The sequence below is a fragment of the Bradyrhizobium sp. STM 3561 genome (assembly GCF_045571455.1).
In the GTDB taxonomy this organism is placed as follows: Bacteria; Pseudomonadota; Alphaproteobacteria; order Rhizobiales; family Xanthobacteraceae; genus Bradyrhizobium; species Bradyrhizobium vignae.
The window spans coordinates 4,573,083-4,594,930 of record NZ_CP120695.1 but is presented as its reverse complement, the minus strand read 5'-3'; the positions used below and the strand labels follow the sequence as shown (position 1 = coordinate 4,594,930).

General features: G+C 58.8%; 18 protein-coding genes and 5 pseudogenes. 13 read left to right on the top strand and 10 right to left on the bottom strand.

The features are described from left to right. Positions 1 to 12: 12 nt before the first annotated feature. The 5 genes from P6U28_RS21890 to P6U28_RS21870 all read left to right on the top strand — a co-directional run bounded on the left by P6U28_RS21890 (position 13) and on the right by P6U28_RS21870 (position 6,694). Complete coding sequence (locus tag P6U28_RS21890) at positions 13 to 1,947, top strand: type I secretion system permease/ATPase (protein ID WP_407119845.1); 1,935 nt, start codon at positions 13 to 15, stop codon at positions 1,945 to 1,947. Further along, positions 1,944 to 3,257, top strand: a complete 1,314-nt coding sequence (locus P6U28_RS21885) for an HlyD family type I secretion periplasmic adaptor subunit (RefSeq protein WP_209296111.1) — start codon at positions 1,944 to 1,946, stop codon at positions 3,255 to 3,257. Before P6U28_RS21890 ends, P6U28_RS21885 begins: the two co-directional genes overlap by 4 nt. An 880-nt stretch (positions 3,258 to 4,137) precedes the next feature. Then, positions 4,138 to 4,908: a glucose-1-phosphate cytidylyltransferase gene (gene rfbF / locus P6U28_RS21880; RefSeq protein WP_122402132.1), complete on the top strand. Its 771-nt coding sequence runs from the start codon at positions 4,138 to 4,140 to the stop codon at positions 4,906 to 4,908. Between the two features lie 128 nt (positions 4,909 to 5,036). Beyond that, entirely contained in the window at positions 5,037 to 5,603 is a 567-nt protein-coding gene (gene rfbC, locus P6U28_RS21875) for a dTDP-4-dehydrorhamnose 3,5-epimerase (protein WP_122402133.1), read from the top strand. Positions 5,604 to 5,770: 167 nt separating this feature from the next. Next, positions 5,771 to 6,694, top strand: coding sequence for an NAD-dependent epimerase/dehydratase family protein (locus P6U28_RS21870; RefSeq protein ID WP_407119843.1), 924 nt, complete (start codon positions 5,771 to 5,773; stop codon positions 6,692 to 6,694). 129 nt (positions 6,695 to 6,823) lie between these two features. Here P6U28_RS21870 and P6U28_RS21865 read toward each other — a convergent pair. Next, positions 6,824 to 7,038: pseudogene (locus P6U28_RS21865) on the bottom strand (transposase); the annotation flags it as partial. Between the two features lie 245 nt (positions 7,039 to 7,283). On the opposite strand from P6U28_RS21865, the gene P6U28_RS21860 reads away from it, so the two are divergent. Continuing rightward, the gene (locus P6U28_RS21860) at positions 7,284 to 7,502 is read left to right on the top strand and encodes a hypothetical protein (protein WP_407119842.1); all 219 of its coding nucleotides are present in this window, start codon (positions 7,284 to 7,286) and stop codon (positions 7,500 to 7,502) included. A 15-nt stretch (positions 7,503 to 7,517) separates the two neighbouring features. Here P6U28_RS21860 and P6U28_RS21855 read toward each other — a convergent pair. From P6U28_RS21855 to P6U28_RS21845, 3 pseudogenes are all read right to left on the bottom strand, one after another. After that, positions 7,518 to 7,724: pseudogene (locus P6U28_RS21855) on the bottom strand (integrase core domain-containing protein); the annotation flags it as partial. Next, positions 7,717 to 8,273, bottom strand: a pseudogene (istA, locus tag P6U28_RS21850) (IS21 family transposase); the annotation flags it as partial. The pseudogenes P6U28_RS21855 and istA (P6U28_RS21850), both read right to left, overlap by 8 nt. Before the next feature lie 149 nt (positions 8,274 to 8,422). Further along, positions 8,423 to 8,799: pseudogene (locus tag P6U28_RS21845) on the bottom strand (transposase); the annotation flags it as partial. Between the two features lie 233 nt (positions 8,800 to 9,032). Between P6U28_RS21845 and istA (P6U28_RS21840) the strand changes: the two are divergent. Together istA (P6U28_RS21840) and istB are read left to right on the top strand one after the other, a co-directional pair. Continuing rightward, positions 9,033 to 10,583: an IS21 family transposase gene (gene istA, locus P6U28_RS21840; protein ID WP_407119841.1), complete on the top strand. Its 1,551-nt coding sequence runs from the start codon at positions 9,033 to 9,035 to the stop codon at positions 10,581 to 10,583. Positions 10,584 to 10,600: 17 nt separating this feature from the next. After that, positions 10,601 to 11,377, top strand: coding sequence for an IS21-like element helper ATPase IstB (gene istB / locus P6U28_RS21835; protein ID WP_026192580.1), 777 nt, complete (start codon positions 10,601 to 10,603; stop codon positions 11,375 to 11,377). Between the two features lie 444 nt (positions 11,378 to 11,821). Here istB and P6U28_RS21830 read toward each other — a convergent pair whose 3' ends face one another. From P6U28_RS21830 to P6U28_RS21820, 3 genes are all read right to left on the bottom strand, one after another. Continuing rightward, entirely contained in the window at positions 11,822 to 13,165 is a 1,344-nt protein-coding gene (locus P6U28_RS21830) for a UDP-glucose/GDP-mannose dehydrogenase family protein (protein WP_122402139.1), read from the bottom strand. Continuing rightward, entirely contained in the window at positions 13,162 to 14,259 is a 1,098-nt protein-coding gene (locus tag P6U28_RS21825) for an NAD-dependent epimerase/dehydratase family protein (RefSeq protein WP_407119840.1), read from the bottom strand. Before P6U28_RS21825 ends, P6U28_RS21830 begins: the two co-directional genes overlap by 4 nt. A 576-nt stretch (positions 14,260 to 14,835) precedes the next feature. Then, positions 14,836 to 15,084 carry a hypothetical protein gene (locus P6U28_RS21820; RefSeq protein ID WP_407119839.1) on the bottom strand — a complete coding sequence of 83 codons (249 nt, stop codon included), beginning with the start codon at positions 15,082 to 15,084 and terminating at the stop codon, positions 14,836 to 14,838. A 379-nt stretch (positions 15,085 to 15,463) separates the two neighbouring features. Here P6U28_RS21820 and P6U28_RS21815 point away from each other — a divergent pair, with 379 nt between their 5' ends. The 3 genes and pseudogenes from P6U28_RS21815 to P6U28_RS21805 all read left to right on the top strand — a co-directional run bounded on the left by P6U28_RS21815 (position 15,464) and on the right by P6U28_RS21805 (position 17,520). Next, complete coding sequence (locus P6U28_RS21815; protein ID WP_407119838.1) at positions 15,464 to 16,042, top strand: transglutaminase-like cysteine peptidase; 579 nt, start codon at positions 15,464 to 15,466, stop codon at positions 16,040 to 16,042. Positions 16,043 to 16,297: 255 nt separating this feature from the next. Then, positions 16,298 to 16,486 (top strand): annotated as a pseudogene (locus tag P6U28_RS21810) (transposase); the annotation flags it as partial. Continuing rightward, a complete protein-coding gene (locus tag P6U28_RS21805) occupies positions 16,453 to 17,520 on the top strand; it encodes an IS3 family transposase (protein WP_407119837.1) in 1,068 nt (355 codons plus the stop codon). The pseudogene P6U28_RS21810 and the gene P6U28_RS21805, both read left to right, overlap by 34 nt. Before the next feature lie 4 nt (positions 17,521 to 17,524). Here P6U28_RS21805 and P6U28_RS21800 read toward each other — a convergent pair whose 3' ends face one another. After that, complete coding sequence (locus P6U28_RS21800) at positions 17,525 to 17,971, bottom strand: hypothetical protein (RefSeq protein ID WP_407119836.1); 447 nt, start codon at positions 17,969 to 17,971, stop codon at positions 17,525 to 17,527. 96 nt (positions 17,972 to 18,067) lie between these two features. On the opposite strand from P6U28_RS21800, the gene P6U28_RS21795 reads away from it, so the two are divergent. Then, positions 18,068 to 19,273 (top strand): integrase core domain-containing protein, encoded by a 1,206-nt coding sequence (locus P6U28_RS21795; RefSeq protein WP_122400437.1) that lies wholly within the window; start codon positions 18,068 to 18,070, stop codon positions 19,271 to 19,273. A gap of 593 nt (positions 19,274 to 19,866) precedes the next feature. On the opposite strand, the gene P6U28_RS21790 is transcribed toward P6U28_RS21795, so the two are convergent. Beyond that, entirely contained in the window at positions 19,867 to 20,442 is a 576-nt protein-coding gene (locus P6U28_RS21790) for an acyltransferase (protein WP_407119835.1), read from the bottom strand. Positions 20,443 to 20,961: 519 nt separating this feature from the next. On the opposite strand from P6U28_RS21790, the gene P6U28_RS21785 reads away from it, so the two are divergent. Next, positions 20,962 to 21,180 (top strand): hypothetical protein, encoded by a 219-nt coding sequence (locus P6U28_RS21785; RefSeq protein ID WP_407119834.1) that lies wholly within the window; start codon positions 20,962 to 20,964, stop codon positions 21,178 to 21,180. Between the two features lie 62 nt (positions 21,181 to 21,242). On the opposite strand, the gene P6U28_RS21780 is transcribed toward P6U28_RS21785, so the two are convergent. Then, complete coding sequence (locus P6U28_RS21780) at positions 21,243 to 21,587, bottom strand: H-NS family nucleoid-associated regulatory protein (RefSeq protein ID WP_407119833.1); 345 nt, start codon at positions 21,585 to 21,587, stop codon at positions 21,243 to 21,245. Positions 21,588 to 21,848 lie beyond the last annotated feature (261 nt).

The following is a 21,848-nucleotide window of genomic DNA, read 5'->3' as shown; positions in this document are numbered from 1 at the left end:
AAGGGCAGGCACATGACTGACGCTGGACGGCGGGGGATGATCTCCCCGCCCTCGAATCTTTATCGAATCCCAATTATGCATTTGTCGGGACTTTGGTCGGCCGGGCGCCGGCTGACGGACGATGCCGAGCGGTCGACGTCGCGACTCGTCGGCTGGGCAAGGCGCCTGGTTGAAGTCCTTCGGCAACGGATATTCGTCGACCGCTTCCGGCCGGCGAAGAATTATGAGGAGCCGCAGTCGGAGATTTCGGCATTCCTGCAGTCGTGCCGCAGGATATTCTGGGCGCTCGCGACCTTCAGCGGGATGAGCAATCTCCTCATGCTCACCGGCTCGTTCTTCATGCTGCAAGTCTATGATCGCGTGCTGCCCGGACGCAGCATACCGACTTTGGTCGCCCTGATGGTTCTGGCTACGGTTCTTTACCTGTTCCAGGGTGGGCTCGACCTCGTCAGGAGCAGGATCAGCGCGCGGGTCGGCCGGTATTTCGATGAAAGGCTCGGCATTCGCATATTCGACGCGCTTGTTCGTCTGCCTTTGAAGACGAGGGCCGATGGCGACGGCTTGCAGCCGGTGCGGGATCTCGATCAGGTCCGCAGCTTCCTGTCGAGCGGCGGACCGACTGCGCTCTTCGATCTGCCCTGGATGCCGATCTATCTCGGCGTTTGCTTTCTCTTTCACTTTTGGATCGGCGTTACCGCGCTGGCCGGCGCGCTGGTGCTTGTCGGCATTACGATGCTGACGGAAACCCGGACGCGGGGACCGGCCAAGGCGTCCTCGCGCCTCGCAGTCTCGCGAACGGCCCTCGCGATCGAGGGCCGACGAAATGCCGAGGTGCTGCAGGCCATGGGCATGCGGCAGCAGGCGGCGTTGCGGTGGCGGGATGTCAACGCGAAATATCTGGCGGCGCACGAGCGGGCCAGCGATGTCGCAAACGGGCTCGGGGGCGCCTCCAAGATCTTCCGAGCGATCCTGCAATCGCTGGTTCTTGCCGTTGGCGCAGTCCTCGTCATCAACCAGGAATCCACGGCCGGCATCATCATTGCCGGATCGATCCTCACCGCGCGGGCCTTGGCGCCCGTCGAAATGGCGATTGCGAACTGGAAAGGGTTCGTCGCTGCGCGGCAATCGGGACAACGGCTTGATGCTTTGCTGAAGCTGCTGCCCGGCGAGGAGGAGCGGCTGGCGTTGCCTCCTCCTGTTGAAACGCTCACGGTCGAGCATGTCTATATTGGCGCTCCAAACTCGGAGAGGCCCACCATCAACGAAGTCTCGTTCCAACTGCGGAGCGGCCAGGCGGTCGGAATCATTGGGCCGAGCGGATCCGGAAAATCGACGCTGGCACGAGCGCTGGTGGGAGTATGGCCGTGCATTCGAGGCCGGATACGGCTGGACAATGCCGCGCTCGAGCATTGGTCTTCCGACGCCCTCGGCAAGCATATCGGCTACTTGCCTCAGGATGTCGAATTGTTCGACGGCAGCATTGCGATGAACATCGCGCGGTTCGATCCGCAGGCGACGGCCGCCGCCGTTCTGGAGGCCGCGCATGCCGCGGGCGCGCACGATCTCATTCTCTCCCTTCCGGATGGCTACAGCACGAAAATTGGCGAGGGAGGATTGGCGCTATCGGCGGGGCAGCGGCAGCGCATCGGGCTCGCACGTGCCTTCTACGGCAAACCGTTCCTGGTCGTGCTCGATGAGCCCTCCTCCAATCTCGATGCCGAGGGCGAGGAGGCGCTGACAGAGGCGATCCTGAACGTGCGTCGCCGCGGCGGGATCGTCGTCATCGTCGCCCATCGTCCGAAGGCGCTCGAAGCCGTCGATCACGTCTTGTGCCTCGGGGACGGCAGGGTTCAGTCCTTCGGCAAGCGAGAGGAGGTGCTCAAGAAGGTATTGCGAAATCCCGTGCCGCTCAAGGTGGTCGCGGAAGCTCAAGGAGGCAGCCGATGAACAGCCAGGTGGCGCCGGCGATGCAATCCATCCAGCGTTACATGATCGTGGGCATGATCATGTTCGGTCTGGTGACTTTTGGGATCGGCGGTTGGGCAACAACGAGCCAATTGTCGGGCGCGGTGATCGCTCAGGGCGTGGTCGTCGTGGATTCGAGCGTCAAGAAGGTCCAGCACGCCACTGGCGGAATCGTGGGCGAGTTGCGTGTGCGCCAGGGCGATCGCGTCAATGCAGGCGACGTCTTGATCCGCCTCGACCAGACGCAGACGCTCGCGAATGCGACGATCGTCACCAACAGCATCGATGAGCTGCTGGCACGGCAGGCTCGTCTCGAGGCCGAGCGCGATGGTGCCGAGCAGGTCGTGTTTCCCAAGGCGCTGCTCGACCGGGCCAAGGAGAGCAACTCCGAGGCGAGCCGTGCGATCACTGCGGAGCGGAAGCTGTTCGACCTTCGCCGTCAGGCAAGGAGCGGCCAAAAAGCGCAGCTCCAGGAGAAAAGCGCGCAGCTGGAAAACGAGATCAAGGGATACATGGGGCAGACCGAAGCCAAGCAGAAGGAAGTCGAATTCATCCGCCAGGAGCTGGAGGGCGTGCGCAGCCTCTGGCAGAAAAATCTGGTGCCGATCACGCGGCTCAATTCCCTCGAGCGCGACTCCGCCCGCATCGAAGGCGAGCGGAGCCAGCTCGCAGGAATGATTGCTCAGTCGAAGGGCAAGATCTCCGAAATCGGGCTCCAGATCATTCAGATCGACCAGGATCTGCGCACGGAGGTCGGCAAGGACCTGATCGAGACGCGCTCGAAACTCTCCGAGCTGGGCGAGCGCAAGACTGCAGCGGTCGACCAGTTGAATCGCGTCGATATCAGGGCGCCACAATCCGGCCGCGTCCACGAGCTCAGCGTCCACACCGTCGGGGGTGTTATCTCGCCCGGCGAGCAAATCATGTTGATCGTGCCCGACGCGGACTCGCTTGCGGTCGAGGTCAAGATCGCGCCGAAGGATATCGACCAGGTCTATGTGGGGCAGACCGCGACGATGCGCTTCGCGGCGTTCAACCAGAAGACCACGCCCGAAATCGACGGCGAGGTCAGCATGGTCTCGGCAGACATCACGCAGGATCAGCGTGCGGGCACGAGCTACTATACGGGCCGCGTCCTGCTGAAGCCGGACGAACTGGCGAAGCTCGGCTCGGCCAAGCTCGTGCCCGGCATGCCGGTCGAGGTCTTCATCAAGACGGCAGGTCGGACCGCGCTTTCATACCTGCTCAAGCCGCTGCAGGATCAGGCGGGGCGGGCGTTCAAGGAGCGCTGATCCTGCAGATCGGCCAGCAGCAGGGGGGCGGAGGGTACGAAAAAGCGTGCGCTCATAGGTCGAGCGCGTGTCGCGCGTCGGCGAGCTTTGTCCGGCGCGACGTGGGGGCGGGCCCTCGAACCCCAGTTCGGCGGGGCAGGCGAGCTGAAGAGATTATGGCCGTTTCACCGTTGTGGGGGCCGAACGAAAAATTGCCTTCCCGCACGGACATCGTGACTGTGAACATGCGACGAACGCTATAAGCTTTGGTCGCGTCCGCAGCGATGGTGTAGTTCGGTAAAGCAAAGCCGTCCGCACGCGCGCGCTCAAGTACCGTCGTGGGCGCACGCCCTGCGGTGGTCGGTCATCGACGATTGGCCGGTAAGGTTCCGGTTGCGAGACCAACCTGATTCGAGGAACCGCCGACTATTGACGAGATGTTGAACCTTCGTGCGCTCGTGGATTGGGCCCCAGATGCCGATCTATTGCGCGGAGATGATCGCATCGTCGAGTCCGCAAACTGCGCAATAATTCATTTCCAGGCTTCCTGGCGCCCCGCCGCATGGCCGAGAATGCGGGTGCAGGAAGCCTATGTGCCCGACGTCTCCGACCCCGGTCGGTTGGCGAAATGGTTCGGGCGATGGGATGAGCGGAGGACTGTTTCCTCGCGAAAGCTACATGTGCGGAAAACGGACCCTCTTTTGGCTCTTCGTCACGGTGGTGAGTGGTGTTAGCGGCGCGAAACTCATGCCCGCTTGTCGCGAAAGAGAAATTAAATATCTCGCGCGGGAAATTAAACTTGATCTTATTTAATTATCGTATTTAAATGCTGGTGAGATTATCGCTGCGGCGCAACAGGCGGCGATTTTCGTGAACACAATCAGTGTTTCAAGGGCGACCGATGAAGGCAGTGCTATTGGCTGGCGGTCTGGGAACGCGTTTTGCGGAAGAGACTGACATCCGACCCAAGCCCATGATCGAGATCGGCGGCAAGCCGATCCTGTGGCACATCATGAAGATCTACAGCAGCCACGGCATCAATGATTTCATTATTTGTCTTGGTTATAAGGGGTATGTGATCAAGGAATATTTCTCCAACTACTTCCTGCATCAGTCGAACGTTACCTTCGACATGCGGGAACACAAGATGGAAGTTCTGGAAAACCACTCCGAGCCCTGGAAAGTCACCTTGATCGACACCGGTGAGGAGACGATGATCGGGGGCCGCATCAAGAGAATTCTGCCCTATCTCGGACAAGACGAGGCGTTCTGCGTCACCTATGGCGATGGTGTGTCGGACATCAACATCACCGAGAGTATCGCATTCCATCGTCGCGAAGGACGACTTGCAACCGTGACGGCGACCCAGCCTCCCGGACGCTTTGGTGCAATCAACTACGTTGGGACCCGAGTAACCGGCTTTCAGGAAAAGCCGCGCGGCGACGGCGGTTGGATCAATGGCGGTTTTTTTGTTCTATCGCCCAAGATCGGAAATTACGTCGAGGGAGATGCAACGATCTGGGAAAGAGAACCCATGATTAATTTGGCAAAGGATGGCCAGATGAGCGTTTTCTTTCACGATGGGTTCTGGCATCCAATGGATACGTTGCGCGACAAGCGATATTTGGAAGACCTCTGGTTGAGCAACAAAGCTCCCTGGAAAAAATGGTAAACGGACGTTCGAAGCGGATCCTCATCACCGGTGTCGCGGGCTACGCCGGCCCAACGCTCCTTCGCCGTCTTCGCGACACGGGCCAACGTTCGAGCGACCTGCATTGGCCGTGATCCAAGGACTTGCCGATGAAATTTCATCAGACGCCGCTTCATGGCGCATATACAATCGAACTGGAAAAGCGAGGCGATGATAGGGGCTTTTTCGGGCGCCTATACTGCCAACGGGAATTCGAAACAGCCGGGATCCCCACTCCGGTCGTCCAAATCAACAACTCTCTTACTGCTAAGGCCGGCACGTTGCGCGGTATGCACTACCAATTGCCGCCGGCGGCCGAAATCAAAGTTGTGCGTTGCATCCGTGGCGCGCTGTATGACGTTATAATTGACCTTCGCCCGGATTCCCCGACCTATACTCAGTGGTTTGGGGCGGAATTATCAGCCGAGAACCGGTTAATGATGTATGTTCCGCGCGGCTTTGCGCATGGGTTCCTTACGTTGACCGACGACACGGAAGCGTTCTACCTCGTCAACGCCTTCTACACTCCCGAAGCAGAGCGCGGGGTACGTTTCAATGACCAACGCTTCGACGTGAGCTGGCCTCGCGTCCCTCTGGAAGTCTCCGAAAAGGATCGTAACTGGCCCGAGTTCAATCCCGATTTTCACGGGGTCGAGCTGCTTCGGGGTCTAAGGTGAAGAGTCTTCTTATTGGAGGAAGTGGTTTGGCCGCAGTCTCGCCGCCTTCGGTCACAATGTGGTGGTTCCCCCGAAATGGCGCGCAAGTGGCCGTTTCCACCGGCACACATGAGAAAGATGCGAAATGGCCCGACGTTACTCCCCGGGCTGCGTGATGAGGAATCGTTGTGAAAATTCTTTTGACCGGCGCCACATCATTTACTGGTTTATGGTTCGCGCGAGAACTTGCTGGGGCGGGTCACCAAGTCGTGGCGACCGTGCGGAGCGAATCCTACGAAGGCGTTCGTGCGGAGCGCTTTAAGGCACTCAAAAAAGTGACTTCGATGGAGCCGAATGTCTCATTTGGTTCGAAGAGCTTTTTGGAAATTTTAGAATCCGGCAAGTTTGAGCTCATGTGCCATCATGCAGCGGAAATGAAGGATTATCGTAGTCTCGATTTCGATCACATGGCGGCAACCGCAAGCAACACCAACAATCTAAGCCGTGTATTGGATGTTTTCCAAAGAGGCGGTGGTCAGGGCGTTGTTCTGACCGGCTCTGTCTTCGAAGCCAATGAAGGTTTGGGAGATCCCGGAGCTTTCAATCCTTACGGACTTTCGAAGACCATGACTTACGAGATCTTTCGGTATTTTTGTGAGCAAAGAAAGTTGAAGCTAGGCAAATTCGTGATTGCCAATCCTTTCGGTCCTTACGAAGAAGAACGCTTTACGCACTATCTCGTCAAAACATGGGCGAGTGCCCAGACTCCGCACGTAAGGGTTCCGGAGTATTTGCGCGACAATGCGCACGTCTCGCTGCTTTCTCGTTGTTATCGCAAATTTGTCGAGTCACTTCCTTCGCAAGGTCGAATTCTCACGAAACTGAATCCCAGCGGTTACGTATGTAAGCAGGGTGAGTTCGCGCAAAAATACGCGAAGGAGTTTTCGAAGCGTGCGGGAAGAGACCTTCAAGTCATTCTCGATCGCCAATCGGACTTTAGCGAACCTATGCGAAGGTACAACTCAGATTCCGCGGTCGAGTATGTCGGCGGGTGGGAGGAATCGAAAGCCTGGGACGAATGCTTCGAGTATTATCGTGAGAAGCTGAGGTGAAGTTTCAGTTTTCGTCATCCACCGTCATGAAACAGGCGAACGAAGCGGTAAGTTGAGAGATGGATCGTGTCCCGTGGCGTGGTGTAGCTGAGTGCGGGTCACCACGTTCGCCGGTATGGGGCGGATCGGTCAGCTGGCGATAGCCGGGAAGCTGACGGCGGGATCATCACCCAACGGGCGATCGTCTCCAATGTCATGTAGCGGCCGCGCTGAACCGCCCACTCATCGTTCTGCTCGAGCAGGATCGTACCGACGAGGCGGACGATGGCGTCTTCATTGGGGAAGATGCCGACCACTTCGGTGTGGCGTTTGATTTCGCGATTGACCCGTTCGAGCGGATTGGTAACCGGTATGAGATGTCTCGGTGCCAACGTTCCCGCTGCGGTGTTCTACATCGTGGCGTATGGTGCGACCATCGGGACAGAGGCACCGGGAGCACGAAGTGCGGGCAGGCCGATGTTATTCGATGAGCCGAGAGCTCGAGTTAGTAGCTGGCCGCCTCTGCGACTCGCCCGGTTGCGCTGGGAGCGCGAATCCGTAGTTGTCGTGTCGCCCGCAGCTCCCGTCATATGTCTGGCAGGAGGTGCGAATGCGACGGGTGATTGGCATCGACGTCCACCGAACTTTCGGCGAGGTGGTGTTTTGGGAGGACGGCAGGCTCCGACATGCGGGCCGCATCGATATGACGCGGACTGCGCTGGAGGGATTTGGCAAGACCCTGCTGGCCAGTGATGAGGTGGTGGTCGAAGCGACTGCCAACAGCATGGCGGTGTCGCGCGTTCTGGCGCCGTTCGTGGCACGGGTGTGACCTGCCACTGAATTTTCATCCGGCAGCGGTTAGAGTCTCGGAGCTTTGTACGCCAAGTGGCGCGGTTGGAGCAACGGACGATCGGCGGAGCTGGTCGGGGTTGCGTAGCCGATCGTCCGTTGCGGTGAGGTGGGCGGCATAAGCCGCGGGGGTCATGTATTTCAGCGACGAGTGAGGCCGCTGAAGATTGTAGTCGGCAACCCAATTGGCGATCTTGGCGCGGAGCGCCGCCGATCGCTTCCAGAGCGGCGATATGGCAGCGAAGCACTGTTTGCAGGTCCTGATGGACAACGAACCGCGCCCAGATCAGTCGTGAGTAGCCGAGTACCATCGAGAACAGCCAGACGATGCGCTTGACTCCTGGCTCATCGACAAACTCGACCTCGAACCTGGCGAAGTCGACTTGCGCCTGCTCACCTGCTGGAGTTTCAAAACGCACTTCGAAGGCTGCCGGCTGGGCAGGCCGCAGCTCGCGCCGCGATCGCGTACGATGCTGTAGCCGCCGACGAAGCCGCGTTCCTTGAGCTCACGCCACAGCCGCACGGCGGTGAGCGCAGGATAGGCAGCCAGCCGCTCACGCAAATAAGCTTCGAAGTGGTCGACAATTCCGGGCTGCACCGCTCGCTTTTTGTAGACCGGCGGCTCCAATCCTTTGGCGATGTAGGCCCTGACTGTCTTTCGATCGACACCAAGTTGCCGGGCGATAGCGCTGACCGACAGACCTTGGCGATGCAAATCCAGGATCATGACAAGTTCCCCAAGTTTGAGCACCGCGCCCTCCCTTTCGCCTGCAGGAGGAACGTCGGCGATTCGACGCGACGGCCGACCGTCCAGGGCATGCCCTGGACGGTCGGCGGTCGCGAAAACTGGGGAATTTTCAAATGCCATAAGTGGGGAGAATTACTCCGCCACTCACAGTAGCGATAGCGGATCATCTTCCGATCCGCTCCGACAATCGAACAGGCCCGCCGCTCCGACAGGCTCATGACGGCCTGCAGATGCGCGACCGCAGCGCGCTTGGCGGCGGGCCCTACCATTTTTTTGAAAGAAGCTCGCGAAGGGCGGCGGCGTCGAGCATCTGCTCGGCTAGAAGCTTCTTCAGCTTCGCGTTCTCGTCCTCCAGCGCCCTCAGCCGCTTCGCCTCTGAAACGTCCATGCCGCCGAATTTGGCCTTCCAATTGTAGATCGTTGCTTCCGAGACCCCGTGCTTGCGAGCCAGGTCGGCCGTCTTTGCCCCAGCCTCATGCTCCTTCAACACTGCGATAATCTGCTCTTCCGTGAACCTTGCTCGCTTCATCTGTCCGTCCTTCTTCGGGCCGGACTCTAACTCCATCTGGAGGAAATACGCAGGGGCAGGTCACAGGCTGCGTGTTTCGGCAATTCCCGGACAGCGATTTCGGTAATTCGCGGACAGCGATTTCAGTAACTCCGGGACAGGGATTCCGCTAAATCGCGGACAGATGCGGGAGGTTGGTTTTCGGGAGCGCCGTTCAGGCAATGTTCTCTCTCAAGCTGAGTTTGAGAGGGGCAATGCCGAGACGGAAGCAAGCGAAACGAACCACTGTGAAGGACCTACGATCGATCCTGAGGCTGACGTACGAGCAGGGCCTGTCGGTGCGGGCAATCTCGGAACGGCTGCAGATCAGCAAGACCTCGGTTGCCACCTACCTGCTGCGGGCGCGCGAAGCGGGCTTGAGCTGGCCGCTGCCGCCGATTTGCGAGAGCGAGGCGGCGTTACAGCGGGCCTTGTTCCGGCGGGTCGGGCGACCGCCGCAGGACTTGAGCGAGCCTGAGTGGCCACGGGTGGCGCAGGAACTCAAGCGCAAGGGCGTGACGCTGACGCTGCTTTGGCAGGAATACCGGACGGCTCATCCCGACGGCTACGGTTACACTTGGTTCTGCGAGAAGTTTGACGCCTATCGGCGGCGGGCGAACCCAACCTTCCGCCACCGCCACGCGGCGGGTGCGGTGATGCAGACCGACTATGCCGGCCCGACGGTGGAGGTGACCGATCCGCAAACCGGCGAGATCCGTCAGGCGCAGATATTTGTCGCGGTGCTCGGGGCCTCGTCGCTGACCTTCGCTATGGCGAGCTTCGGTCAGCGACTGCCAGATTGGATCGAAGGCCAGACCCGGGCGCTGTCGTACTTCGGCGGAGTCCCCAAGGCGATCGTCTGCGACAATCTGAAGGCCGGGGTCGTCAAGGCGTTGTGGTTCGAGCCGACGCTCAACCAAACCTTTGCCGCCATGGCCGAGCACTACGACACGACGATTTTGCCGACCCGCAGCCGCAAGCCGCGCGACAAGGGCAAGGTTGAAGGCGCGGTGCTAATTGTTGAGCGCTGGATTCTGGCACGGCTGCGCCATCGGCGGTTCTTCAACCTGACCGATCTCAATGCCGCGATCGGCGGTTTGCTGGAGGAGCTGAACGATCGGCCGATGCGCCATATCGGCAAATCCCGCCGGCAGCTGTTCGAGGAGATCGAGCGCGAGGCGCTGGCGCGGCTGCCGAGCGAACCGTTCGAATACGCCGAGTGGAAAACGGCGAAGGTCCATCCCGATTATCACGTCGAAGTCGAGAAGACCTTTTACTCGGTGCCGCACCGACTGATCGGCCGTCGGGTGGACGTCCGGCTCACGTATCGAGCCGTCGAGATCTTCCAGGATCACACGCGTGTCGCCAGCCATGTGCGCCGCTCTCAGCGCAGCGGCCATGTCACCGTGAACGAGCACATGCCCAAAGCCCATCAGCGTTACGCCAATATGACACCGGCGAGTTTGATCAAGATGGCAGCGCGGGTCGGCGTCAACGCCGCCACCCTGGTCGAGCGGATGATGCGTGAGCGCCCGCATCCCGAGCAGGGTTATCGCTCCGCCATGGGGATCATCGCCCTGGCGCGGCGCTACGAGCGCAATCGGCTGGAAGCGGCCTGTGAGAGGGCGCTCGCCATCAACGCGATCAATTACTCCTCCGTGAGCGCCATCCTCAAATCCGGGCTGGACCGCGCGAGCCCTGCCGCCGAGCCCATCAAAGCCACGCCCTCCCACGCCAACATCCGTGGCGGCGCCTATTATCAATGAAGGAAAGGAAGATCGTGATGCTGACCCACCCGACCCTCGACCAGATGCAGGCCCTCGGCCTTGCCGGAATGGCGGCCGCCTATCGGCAATTGGCCGAACAGGACAATGCCGCCGATCTCAGCCGCGACGAGTGGCTCGGCCTGATGCTTGATCGCGAAGCCGCCATGCGCGCCGACCGGCGCCTGACCAATCGCCTGGCCGCAGCCAAGCTGCGCTTCGTCGACGCCTGTATCGAAGACGTCGACTTCGCGTCCCGCCGCGGCCTTGACCGGCGCAACACCCTGCAGCTGGCGCAAGGCGCCTGGCTGAAAGCCCATGAGAACTTCATCATCACCGGCCTGACCGGGACTGGCAAGACTTGGCTGGCGTGTGCCTTCGGACGCCAGGCGGCCAGGCTCGATCATTCCGTCCTTTATTTGCGGATGCCGCGCCTGTTCGAAGACCTCGCCATGGCCCGTCTCGATGGTCGCTTCCCGCGCCTCATCGATAAGCTCGCACGTGTCCAGTTACTCATCCTCGACGACTGGGGCACCCACACCCTCAACGACCAGCAGCGCCTCGATCTCCTCGAAATCTTCGAAGAGCGCTACAGGCGCAAATCGACCTTGATTACCGCCCAGCTGCCCGTTGCCCAATGGCACGATATGATCGGCGAGCCAACCATCGCAGATGCTATCCTCGACCGGATCATCCACAACTCCCACCGTATCGCCCTCGAAGGCGACAGCATGCGAAGGAAAAAAGCTGCACGCCCCTTGACCGACGTCGAAAACAGCGAAACGAATACCAACTGACTTCAACAACCAGGCAACCAAAAGCCAGCGCCGCTACGCTGTCCGCGATTTAGCGAAACTGCTGTCCGTCAGTTAGCGAAACTGCTGTCCCGTTTTTGCGAAATGCGCACACAGGCCGCACAACTATCCAGCGCTCAACGGCTTCTACCGGCAAGTGCGTCGGACCTGGCTGCGCTGTCTGAGACGGCGTAGCCAGAAAAGTCGGCGCGTGGGCTGGCTGAAGTTCGAGACCCTGACGGTACGCTTCCGCCTGCCAACTCCACGCATCACTCGCACATGGGCGCGGGCGCGGATATGACGCGGGTTACTCTCGGGAATAGCCGGGTGCGGGAAAGCCGCCTGCCCGGATCTGTGAGGGCAAAGCCGAATGGCCGAGCTACTCGACCACGACCGAGAGATGGCTGCAGCGCCTACGATGGAGCAAATTGTCGCGACTATAAAAGTCTAAACTCTTCGGCCAATCGAAAAGTAAGTGGAGTTTGGGAAATCTCTTGGGGAAAGGAGCCGTCGCGTATCGAACACGACTTTGCCAGCAACCTTGAGGCCGGGAAGAGCTTTGTATTCCTCCCACCTAGTAGCCACGACAATTGCGTCCGCGTTCGCAACTTCCGCTCTCCAATCATGGATGAATCGGATTGCGGAGGTTTGAACGCCTGAGAACTTAATGAAGTTTTCCGTTGCGATAGGATCGTGCGCTACAAGATTGGTATTCTGCGCGAGCAGCCCTTCCGAAATTCGAATGGAGGCCGATTCACGAACGTCGTCAGTTTCTGGCTTGAACGCAAGTCCCAGCAGCAAGATGTTTTTGCCCTTTAGATTTCCAAAATGAGCCTCAAGGATTTTTGTCACTTGTTCGGGCTGTTTCTCATTCACACTCAAGACACCCTCCAATATTTCCATTGGAAGACCATTGTCTTGTCCCTGTGTGCGGATCGCCTGAACGTCCTTCGGGAAACAGCTGCCGCCAAAGCCGGGCCCAGGCACCAAATAAGTCAAAATTTCGGGTTCTGTACGATATCCATCGGTTCGAACCGGATTCCATCGTTTGTCGAGAGTAACGCCTCTAAAGACGTCCATAAAATCGATGCCGCCGAGTGTGGCCGCCAGATTCGCCAATTCATTCGCGGCTGAAATTTGGAGCGCGAGCAAACAGTTGTTCGCGTACTTGATCATCTCCGCTGTCCGGGTGTTGACATACACCTTGTCGACGTGCCAAGGCTCGTAAATCTTCGAGAGGACCTCACGAGTTTTGGAGTCTTCGAACCCAAGTACAATGCGATCAGGGAAATTGAAGTCGGAGATGGCGTTTCCCTCACGCAAAAATTCGGGATTCATTCCAAGTCCAAATTGCGAAATATTTCCGCCGCACGCGTCCGTAATCGCTTGGCGAACGACGACATCCGTTGTGGTCGGAAGTACTGTGCTTTTGACGATTACGCTTAGAAACTTGTTCGTCGACTTCAGATACGCGCCGATTTGACGGGCTGCTTGAACGAGATAGGTGAGGTCGATTTTTCCGTCGACGGTCGGAGTTCCGACGGCGATGATCACGGCCTCGCAAAAATCCAAGGCCTCATTCAAATTGGAGGTGGCGCGGAATTTTCGTTCGTCCAGGACGCTGCGAAGAAGTTCTGGAAGGCCTTCCTCATGAATTGGCGGAATCTTGTCATTGATCAAACGGACTTTTTCTTCGTTTACATCAACACAAACGACGTCGTGTCCTTTGGACGCAAGACAAACGCCGCTCACAAGCCCGACATAGCCGGTTCCGATTACAGACAACTTCACGCTAGCGCCCCCTTCTCCTTCTCATGCAGGAGATACTGAACAAACCTCTGAACTCCGGTTTTTACGTCGATCTCGGGATTGTACCCGAGTTTCGTTCTTGCCTTGTTGATAATGGGGCAGCGTCTATTCGGATTATTGGTCAAATATTCCTTGTCGGAGGATTGACGAAGAACGATCTTTCCGTTGTAGCCGGAGAAGCGGGAGCCGACTTCTTGATAAATCGATGCAAGTTCTCGAACAGAAATCTCGGGCTTTTCAATGCCGATATTGAAGTAGTCGAATTCGCCGTAGGTGAGACACTTCAAATAGCCCGCGATCGCATCAGCCACATAGCAGAACGTGCGCGTAGGTGAACCAGAGGACAGAATTTCGATGTCCCTGTTTTCGATGACGCACTTTGCGAAGTCGGCGGGAACGCGCCGATCATCGATTCTCATTCCCGGCCCGTAATTGTTGAATGGTCTTGCGATTGTGATCGGAAATCCACGCTCCTTGGAAAACAGGTAGCACATGGTCTCGCCAAACCTCTTGGATTCGTCATAGCAGGCGCGTGGGCCAATGCAGGAAACGTTGCCACGGTATTCCTCGTCCGTCGGAATGTTGGCCGCATCGGGATCGCCGTAGATTTCGCTACTCGAGAAAAACAAAAGACCTTTGATTTTCTTTGACGTATGAAAATCCAGTAACCGTCTTAAACCCCAAATATTCGCATCCAGGGTTACGATCGGAAACTTTCGATAAAAAATCGGAGAAGCAATGGACGCGCCATGAATCACATGAGTCGCCTGGGCGCTTCCATCGATGCTTGAAATGTCGTCTTTTGAAATATCGAACTGGTGAACGTCGACCAAACCCGGATGTCTGCTCGCGATGTCCGAAATCAACTTCGGTTTTGTAAGAAGAAACGTATCAAGCCCGATGATCTTACGAATTCCCAACGCCGAGGCGTGCTCGGAGAAGAACTGCATGAAACAGAAACCCAAGAAGCCCGCGCAGCCGGTGATGAGTATCGTGCCATCTTTGAAGGAACTTTTGTTCGACGGTGAAAGCTTGCTCAGTATGTAGTGCAGATCTTCTTTTAAAATCGGATTCATAGCGATCCCTTATGCAATCAGTGGGCTTCGCCGGTCGCGTACATCTCTTCGGGATATTGCGATCGCGTTGAGTGTCCATGCTAGCCCAAAATCGGCGGTGGGGAAAATCTTAAGTCAGCGATCACGGGCCAAAAGTGCTGAGAGGCACGCTCGTGGATCTTTATTGAAGCAGTTAACGAGGTTGCTCCGGGAAAGAGAGATCCGCCGTTCATCCAAGTCGCGTTGTTGTGGGCTCTTCGGAGAAGTCAGTTGGTAAATCGCCATTCCGACGGAAGTCGAAGGATCTGATCGAGACACGCTCGAAGCTCTCCAAGCTCTCCGAGCGCGGTCGATCAGCTCTATCGGATTGATATCCAAACCTCGCCCGAAATGGACCGCGAGGTCAGCATGGTCTCGGCAGACATCACGCAGGATCAACGTGGCGGCACGAGCTACTCTACTGAAGCCGGATTAGCTGGCGAAGCTCGGCTCGGCCAAGCTCGTGCCCGGCATGCCGGTCGAGGTCTTTCAAGACGGCAGGTCGGACCGCGCTTTCATACCTGCTCAAGCCGCTGCAGGATCGAGCGGGGCGGACGTTCAAGGAGCGCTGAGTTGGTGCAAGATGGCGGCAGCGCTCGACTGCATGTCTTCGGGGCCGGCGCCCTTTCCCTGGGCGTCGGTGTTGCGGCCGGCTGCTGGATGCCTGTTTTCTCTGGGGAACACGAGGGGGTGCTCGAACGATCGTCCGCTCAACACGTCCATTCGCCTGGCATGCAGGCTCATTGCGGCCACGAAGCCGAGTAGTGAAGCTTCAGCTCCCAGAATGACGAGTAGCTCGACCGGCATGTGAAATAAGTCCGACGGTTTGGCTCCGGAAAATATTGAAATCAGCCATAAAATTGTATGGTGGCCAATAATTGGCCGCCGCGGTGCAGAGCGCGGCCCGCTTCGACGCCTTCTACCGCGGACAAACGGCCGCTTCTACCGCGGACAAACGGCCGTCGATCGAGGCCATCTCGCTCCATCCCTTCTGTTCATTCTCACCCTCCTTGGCGTCAACCTCGCTTTGCCTAATATTTATTGCTATTTAAATAAAATCAAAATATAAATAATATATTAAATTGCCGGCGCGGCCAGGCGCGCGACGGCTGGACTCGACATGGTTTGGCGTACGGAGGGGGATCGGCAGATGCAGCGAACCTCGGGCCCGATCATTGCGGCAGCCATGGCGATCGTGATCGGGGGCGTTCAGTGGGCGCGTGCGGCGTTGCTGGTCATGCCAAGGGCGCCCCGAGCGGACCTGGCGCACATCGAGCTGGGGCGCCCCGCTCTTCCGCCGCTCACTTACACGATGTTTTGCCTGAGCTATCAGGCCGAATGTCGCCCGCGGCGCTCCTTCCGCGGCGGGCCGGTGCGGTTGACTGAGAGGCGATGGGAGGACCTGCGGGAGATCAATCGTACCGTCAATCTGGCGATAGAACCGGTTCGCAACGAGCTCGGTCTCGCGGGCGAGGCGTGGACCATCAACCCCGCGCGTGGCGACTGCAACGACTATGCGGTGAGCAAGCGCCACGCGCTGCTTCGGCGCGGCTGGCCGGCGCGCGTCCTCCTGTTGAGCGAAGTCGCTGTCAGTTCCGGTGAACATCATCTGGTGCTTCTCGTGCGCACCAGGAGCGGCGATCTCGTCCTCGACAATCTCACGCCAGAGATCAAGCAGTGGTCGCGGACGCCTTATCGCTGGGTTCGCGTGCAAAGACCGGGCCGCGATGGGCTTTGGGCGGCGGTTGGGCAGGAAGGGACGTGAGCGCGTGGGCGCCGGCACGGTCTGCACAAGGCGTGGTGCATAATAACCTCTTGCCTGCATTAATCCAGTTATAAACAAATATCGAGAATTTAATGCGGTATATAACTAATAACTAGGAACGTGAGAACAGAGAATGGACTTCCAGGGCGTATTCGAATGGAAACTGAGGAGTTTCGAACGACGAGGATTGTTCCGTCTTCGCGCAAAGGTGTGGTGAGACGCTTCAAGTGACCTGCCCCTGCGTATTTCCTCCAGATGGAGTTAGAGTCCGGCCCGAAGAAGGACGGACAGATGAAGCGAGCAAGGTTCACGGAAGAGCAGATTATCGCAGTGTTGAAGGAGCATGAGGCTGGGGCAAAGACGGCCGACCTGGCTCGCAAGCACGGGGTCTCGGAAGCAACGATCTACAATTGGAAGGCCAAATTCGGCGGCATGGACGTTTCAGAGGCGAAGCGGCTGAGGGCGCTGGAGGACGAGAACGCGAAGCTGAAGAAGCTTCTAGCCGAGCAGATGCTCGACGCCGCCGCCCTTCGCGAGCTTCTTTCAAAAAAATGGTAGGGCCCGCCGCCAAGCGCGCTGCGGTCGCGCATCTGCAGGCCGTCATGAGCCTGTCGGAGCGGCGGGCCTGTTCGATTGTCGGAGCGGATCGGAAGATGATCCGCTATCGCTCCAGCCGTCCTCCGGACGCGACTCTCCGTGGCCGGCTGCGTGACCTTGCCAACGAGCGGCGGCGTTTCGGCTACCGCCGGCTGTTCGTGCTGCTGCGGCGGGAGGGTGAGCCATGGGGGATCAACCGGATCTACCGGCTTTATCGGGAAGAAGGGCTCACCGTCCGCAAGCGGCGGGCTCGCCGCAAGGCCGTGGGGACCCGTGCCCCGATCCTAGTCGAGGCGATGCCCAACGCGCGCTGGTCGCTGGATTTCGTCCACGACCAATTCGCCAACGGTCGGCGCTTCCGCATCCTCAACATCGTCGACGACGTCACCAAGGAATGTCTGGGCGCCATTCCGGATACGTCGATCTCAGGACGACGCGTCGCTCGCGAACTGACGGCCGTCGTCCAACGACGCGGCAAGCCAGGAATGATCGTGTCCGACCACGGCACCGAGTTCACCTGCAATGCCATGCTCGCCTGGTGCAGGGACGCAGCTATCGACTGGCACTTCATTGCACCGGGAAAGCCGATGCAGAACGGCTTCGTCGAGAGTTTCAACGGCCGGATGCGTGACGAGCTGCTCAACGAGACTCTCTTCTTCGATCTCGACCATGCCCGCGCCAAGATCGCCAATTGGGTTGCCGACTACAATCTTCAGCGGCCTCACTCGTCGCTGAAATACATGACCCCCGCGGCTTATGCCGCCCACCTCACCGCAACGGACGATCGGCTACGCAACCCCGACCAGCTCCGCCGATCGTCCGTTGCTCCAACCGCGCCACTTGGCGTACAAAGCTCCGAGACTCTAACCGCTGCCGGATGAAAATTCAGTGGCAGGTCATCTCCGCCCCGCTTATAGCCACGGGCGCCAGTATGATCTGGTCGAACGATCCGCGACCTAGCAGAAGGTTGCCGAGTTCGGTCCAATGTTCACCGCTAATGCCGTCAGATCCCAGCAGAGGCGACCCGGCCACATAGCACCGCCCATCGAAGAAGTTGATAATCGCACCTCCGTGTTCCGAGCGGAAGCGCTGCCCCCCGTGATTTCCAGCGTTCGACTGGCCGATCAGCAGCAGCACGGCCGTACGGTCCGTCTGCTGCGCGCAGGCGACAGCTTTTTTCTGATCGCCCGATGCGAGCCGACCCGCTCGATCAAACGTGTAGAGGTCCTCGGGAGCCGCTCCGCCCGCGCGCGTTTTCAGCGCGTGAAAAAACCGAAAGGGAAACAATTCATGGCGAGCGCTGTACGCTCCAAACAAATAGGTCGCGGCCAAGACAAGGACCGCTAGCTGAGCGGCCCGAGACATAGGTGACAGAACGTACCGGGCACATGGGTTACACTTTCCGCTTTTGTTCTGCGGGAGGTGTGGATGCCGTGGAAAGCGAGTTCGGTAATGGAGGAGCGCCTTCGCTTTGTCGCCCGCCTGTTGGACGGGGAAGCCATGACGGATGTCTGCCGGGAGTTCGGCATCTCCCGTAAGACCGGCTACAAGATTTTCGATCGCTACAAGGAACATGGCCTGGAGGCGCTGAGCGACCGCTCCAGGCGGCCGGTTCGCTACGCCAATCAACTGCCGGCCCAGATCGAGACGCTGATTGTCCAGCTCAAGGCCGAGAAGCCGCATTGGGGGGCCCGCAAGATCCGCGAACTCCTGGTGCGACGGCTCGACGGCGATGTCCGGGTGCCGGCCAAAAGCACCATTCATGCGGTGCTCGATCGCCACGGCCTGGTCAGGCGGGGCGGCGGGCCGCGCCATCGCGCGCGCGGCACGTCGCTATCGCAAGGGACTGCCCCGAACGATGTCTGGTGCGCCGACTTCAAAGGCGAGTTCAAGCTTGGCAACAGCCATTACTGCTTCCCGCTGACCGTCAGCGATCATGCCGCGCGCTTCCTGCTGCTGTGCGAGGCGCTCGACTCCACGCGCGAGGAGCCTGCCATGACCGCCTTCGAGCGCCTGTTCCGCGAGCGCGGCCTGCCGCTTGCCATTCGGTCCGACAATGGCGTGCCGTTTGCCAGTCCCAATGCCTTGTTCAATCTTTCCAAGCTCTCGGTATGGTGGCTCCGCCTCGGTATCGCCATCGAGCGCATCAAGCCAGGTCATCCGCAACAAAATGGCCGGCACGAGCGCATGCACCTCACCCTCAAGAAGGAGGCCACCAGGCCGCCTGGCTTCAACAGCCTGCAACAGCAGGAGCGCTTCGATGCCTTCGTGCACGAGTTCAATACCGAGCGCCCCCACGAGGCGCTCGGCATGAAGTGCCCTGCCGAGGTCTACACGGCCTCAGCGCGGGCCTATGCCGGCCTGCCGGAGTTGAGCTATCCCTTCCACGACCGCGACGTCGTCGTCACTGCCTGCGGCCGCCTCTGCCTGCATCGCAAGAGGATCAACATCTCAACCGTCCTGGCTGGCCAGAAGCTCGGCATCAAGGAGGTCGACGAGGGCATCTGGCTCGTCAGCTTCATGCATTACGATCTCGGCTATTTCGATCTCGAACAGAAGACCTTGCAACCTCTCGACAACCCGTTCGGTCCGAGGCCCATCACCGATGTCCCCGCCACGACCACGGCGCCCTGACGGAGACGCGCTCTTGTGCATTCTTGGCATGGAAGGCCACTTGCTTGGCTCCGCTGTCGCGGTCAACCCCGAAGCCCGAAGGGGCGCGGCACGCGCGGGGTTGACGGCGATAGCGCGAGCCGAGCAAAAATAGCCGTGCCATGAATGCGTCACGCTGAAATGCAGCAGATTGCAGGCCATCTCAATTTGAAGCGAACTTGGAGCAGATGACTTTGAAACCCCGCGACAACCCGATCGGCACGAGGTTGTCACCCATCTCTTAGGTACGTTTCGTTACCCATGTCTCCGGGCCGGACATAGCAAAAAGCCGGTGCGCGACATGGGATTCGAACACCTGCACATTCGCCCCGAGCGTCTTGGGAAATTAGCGCAACACGCGGGCGTGCGAAAGCGCCCTTAACAGCATTGCGTTGTTCTTGACCGTCGTTGGACAAAACCGGCGGGCTTTTATGCCGAAATGCGGAAAGTCTTTCGTTTCTTCGGTTTCTCGGCGAATCTTGAATGATCACTGCGATCTCTGATGAGATCTTGCCCGAGGCCTATGGCGGCAGCTTCGAGTTCTGATCGCTAGTGCATAAATGATGCGGCTTGCATCATGTGGCTTTAGAGGCAGGGTGAACTCTCGCTGGACAGCCAAACGCCTTGGCACCCGCGGGAATATCCCTATTGACGAACGAGTTCGCGCCTATAACGGCGCGGTCGCCGACAGTTGTACCCATCTGAATCACCGAATTCGGGCCAATATAGACCCCATTGCCGATCCAGGTGGGCGCGTGGTCGATCGGGTCCCGGCCGAGCGAAATTGAGCGGTTTACAGTGTGATGCGTGTAGATCTGAACGCCAGCAGAGATGGAGCACCAATCCCCGATCTGCAAATCTCCACCTGAACCATCAAGAATACATCCGGGCCCAATCCAGGTATGTCGTCCGACCTTGACGCGCCCCAGAACGAGCACGTTGTCGTACATCGTGGTGCCCTCTCCAAAGCCATATGCTGCGGCGTTATCGTCGCGCTCGGTGAGAAGGTCTCCGATCGACACCCTCCGATCGAACTGCTTCTTCTTGCGAACTGCGAGAGCCCGCAAGAATTTGCGCGTAAAGGCAAGCCATTGGTCCAAATTGTGCTCAGACATGCGGGGATCGAGCTTTGAATGCATCACAAAACCCATTTGCACCATCGTGGATCGGATTTGCACCGATGGCATCCATCTCTAAAATCGACGCGCCTCTGGAGGCCGAAACGAGGTGCTGGCCCCGGCGAACCAAACCTAGGGTTATATTTTGTAGCGTTCAATTATTTAATAATGGGGCACGGTTAGCGTTTGTCCGAATTCCAACGATCGGCCGCGTCCGGCGGCGCCAGATTCCCTGTTCAGGGTGCGCCCATTCCCTCATCACATCAGAGATTTCCCTGTTATGGATCTGCGCATCCAGTGGGACAACAGCTTGGAGGCGCAAGCGTTTTTCGTATATTCCTTGGCCAAATAGCCCCGTGATATAGGATTTCCCTGTAGAATTCCCTGTTCGCAGCGAATTTGGGCCGCGTGCTTTTCGCAAACGCAACGCTAGTGGCGTGGGCCGATGCGGAAGGCGGCAATTAAAATTGGAAGGAACTAACATATTTAACTTGAGGTGAGATAATCGAGGTCTATGTTGGGCGCGGGCTGGATTGGAGCAGGAATGAGCCGATGACCCAACTCGACGCAGGCGATGATCGCCGCGAATTCCTCAAGAACTGCGGAAGATTTGCCGCCGTTACTCCTCCCACTCTGACGCTGTTGCTCTCGACGTCCCTGACGTCAGCCGCGATAGCCGGCTCAGCCGGTCGCCCTGTGCATGGCAACAATGGCTTCGGCAATGGCGGCGGTGATGGCAGTCCTAACGGGAAAGATGATACCTATCGGTAAGATCCGGTCCCACGGGCTGCTGCGGCCAGGTATTGTAGAGAGCTCACCGGCGGACCGGAGGCTCAGCCGGTCCGGCGGCGCCTTTGCGCGGACGAGCGATCGATCAGCAGATCGTTTAGCTTCTTACCAGCGCGAAGCTGGGCTTTCAGCCATCGGGGCTGCTTGCCGCGACCGGACCATGTTTCGGACGGATTCTTCGGGTTCCGGTATTTCGGTAGCACTGGGGGGTAGGGCCGGCGAGGACGTTCCCCGTTCTGGGCCGGAGCGGCCGTCCCCTCGATCTTGCGAAGCCGCTCTTCGAGCTTGGCTTTTTCCGCGGTCATTCTGCGACTAAGAACAGCAGTGACCTCATCGTAGAGCCGCCACAGCTCGGCTGTGGTCATGGCTGCCCAGTCATCGTTCTCCATGGAAGCCGTCCCACTAGCTCCGAACCGAAACAGGAGGGGGATTATCAGGTCAAACCGGGGTCCGGCAAGCACGATCCACTCGTGCCGCTGCGCCAGTTGTGCAATGCGGTGGTCGGAGTTACCGGCCGGGCCCTGGCCTCCGAACGAGTGCTCGCTTCGCCCTCCGCCCGTGGGCTCGTCGCATCGGCGCAAGCAATCGCTGCTCGGCCTTCGACACGCGATTACGTAGGTTCTGCAATTCGGTGAATTGAACGATAAGAG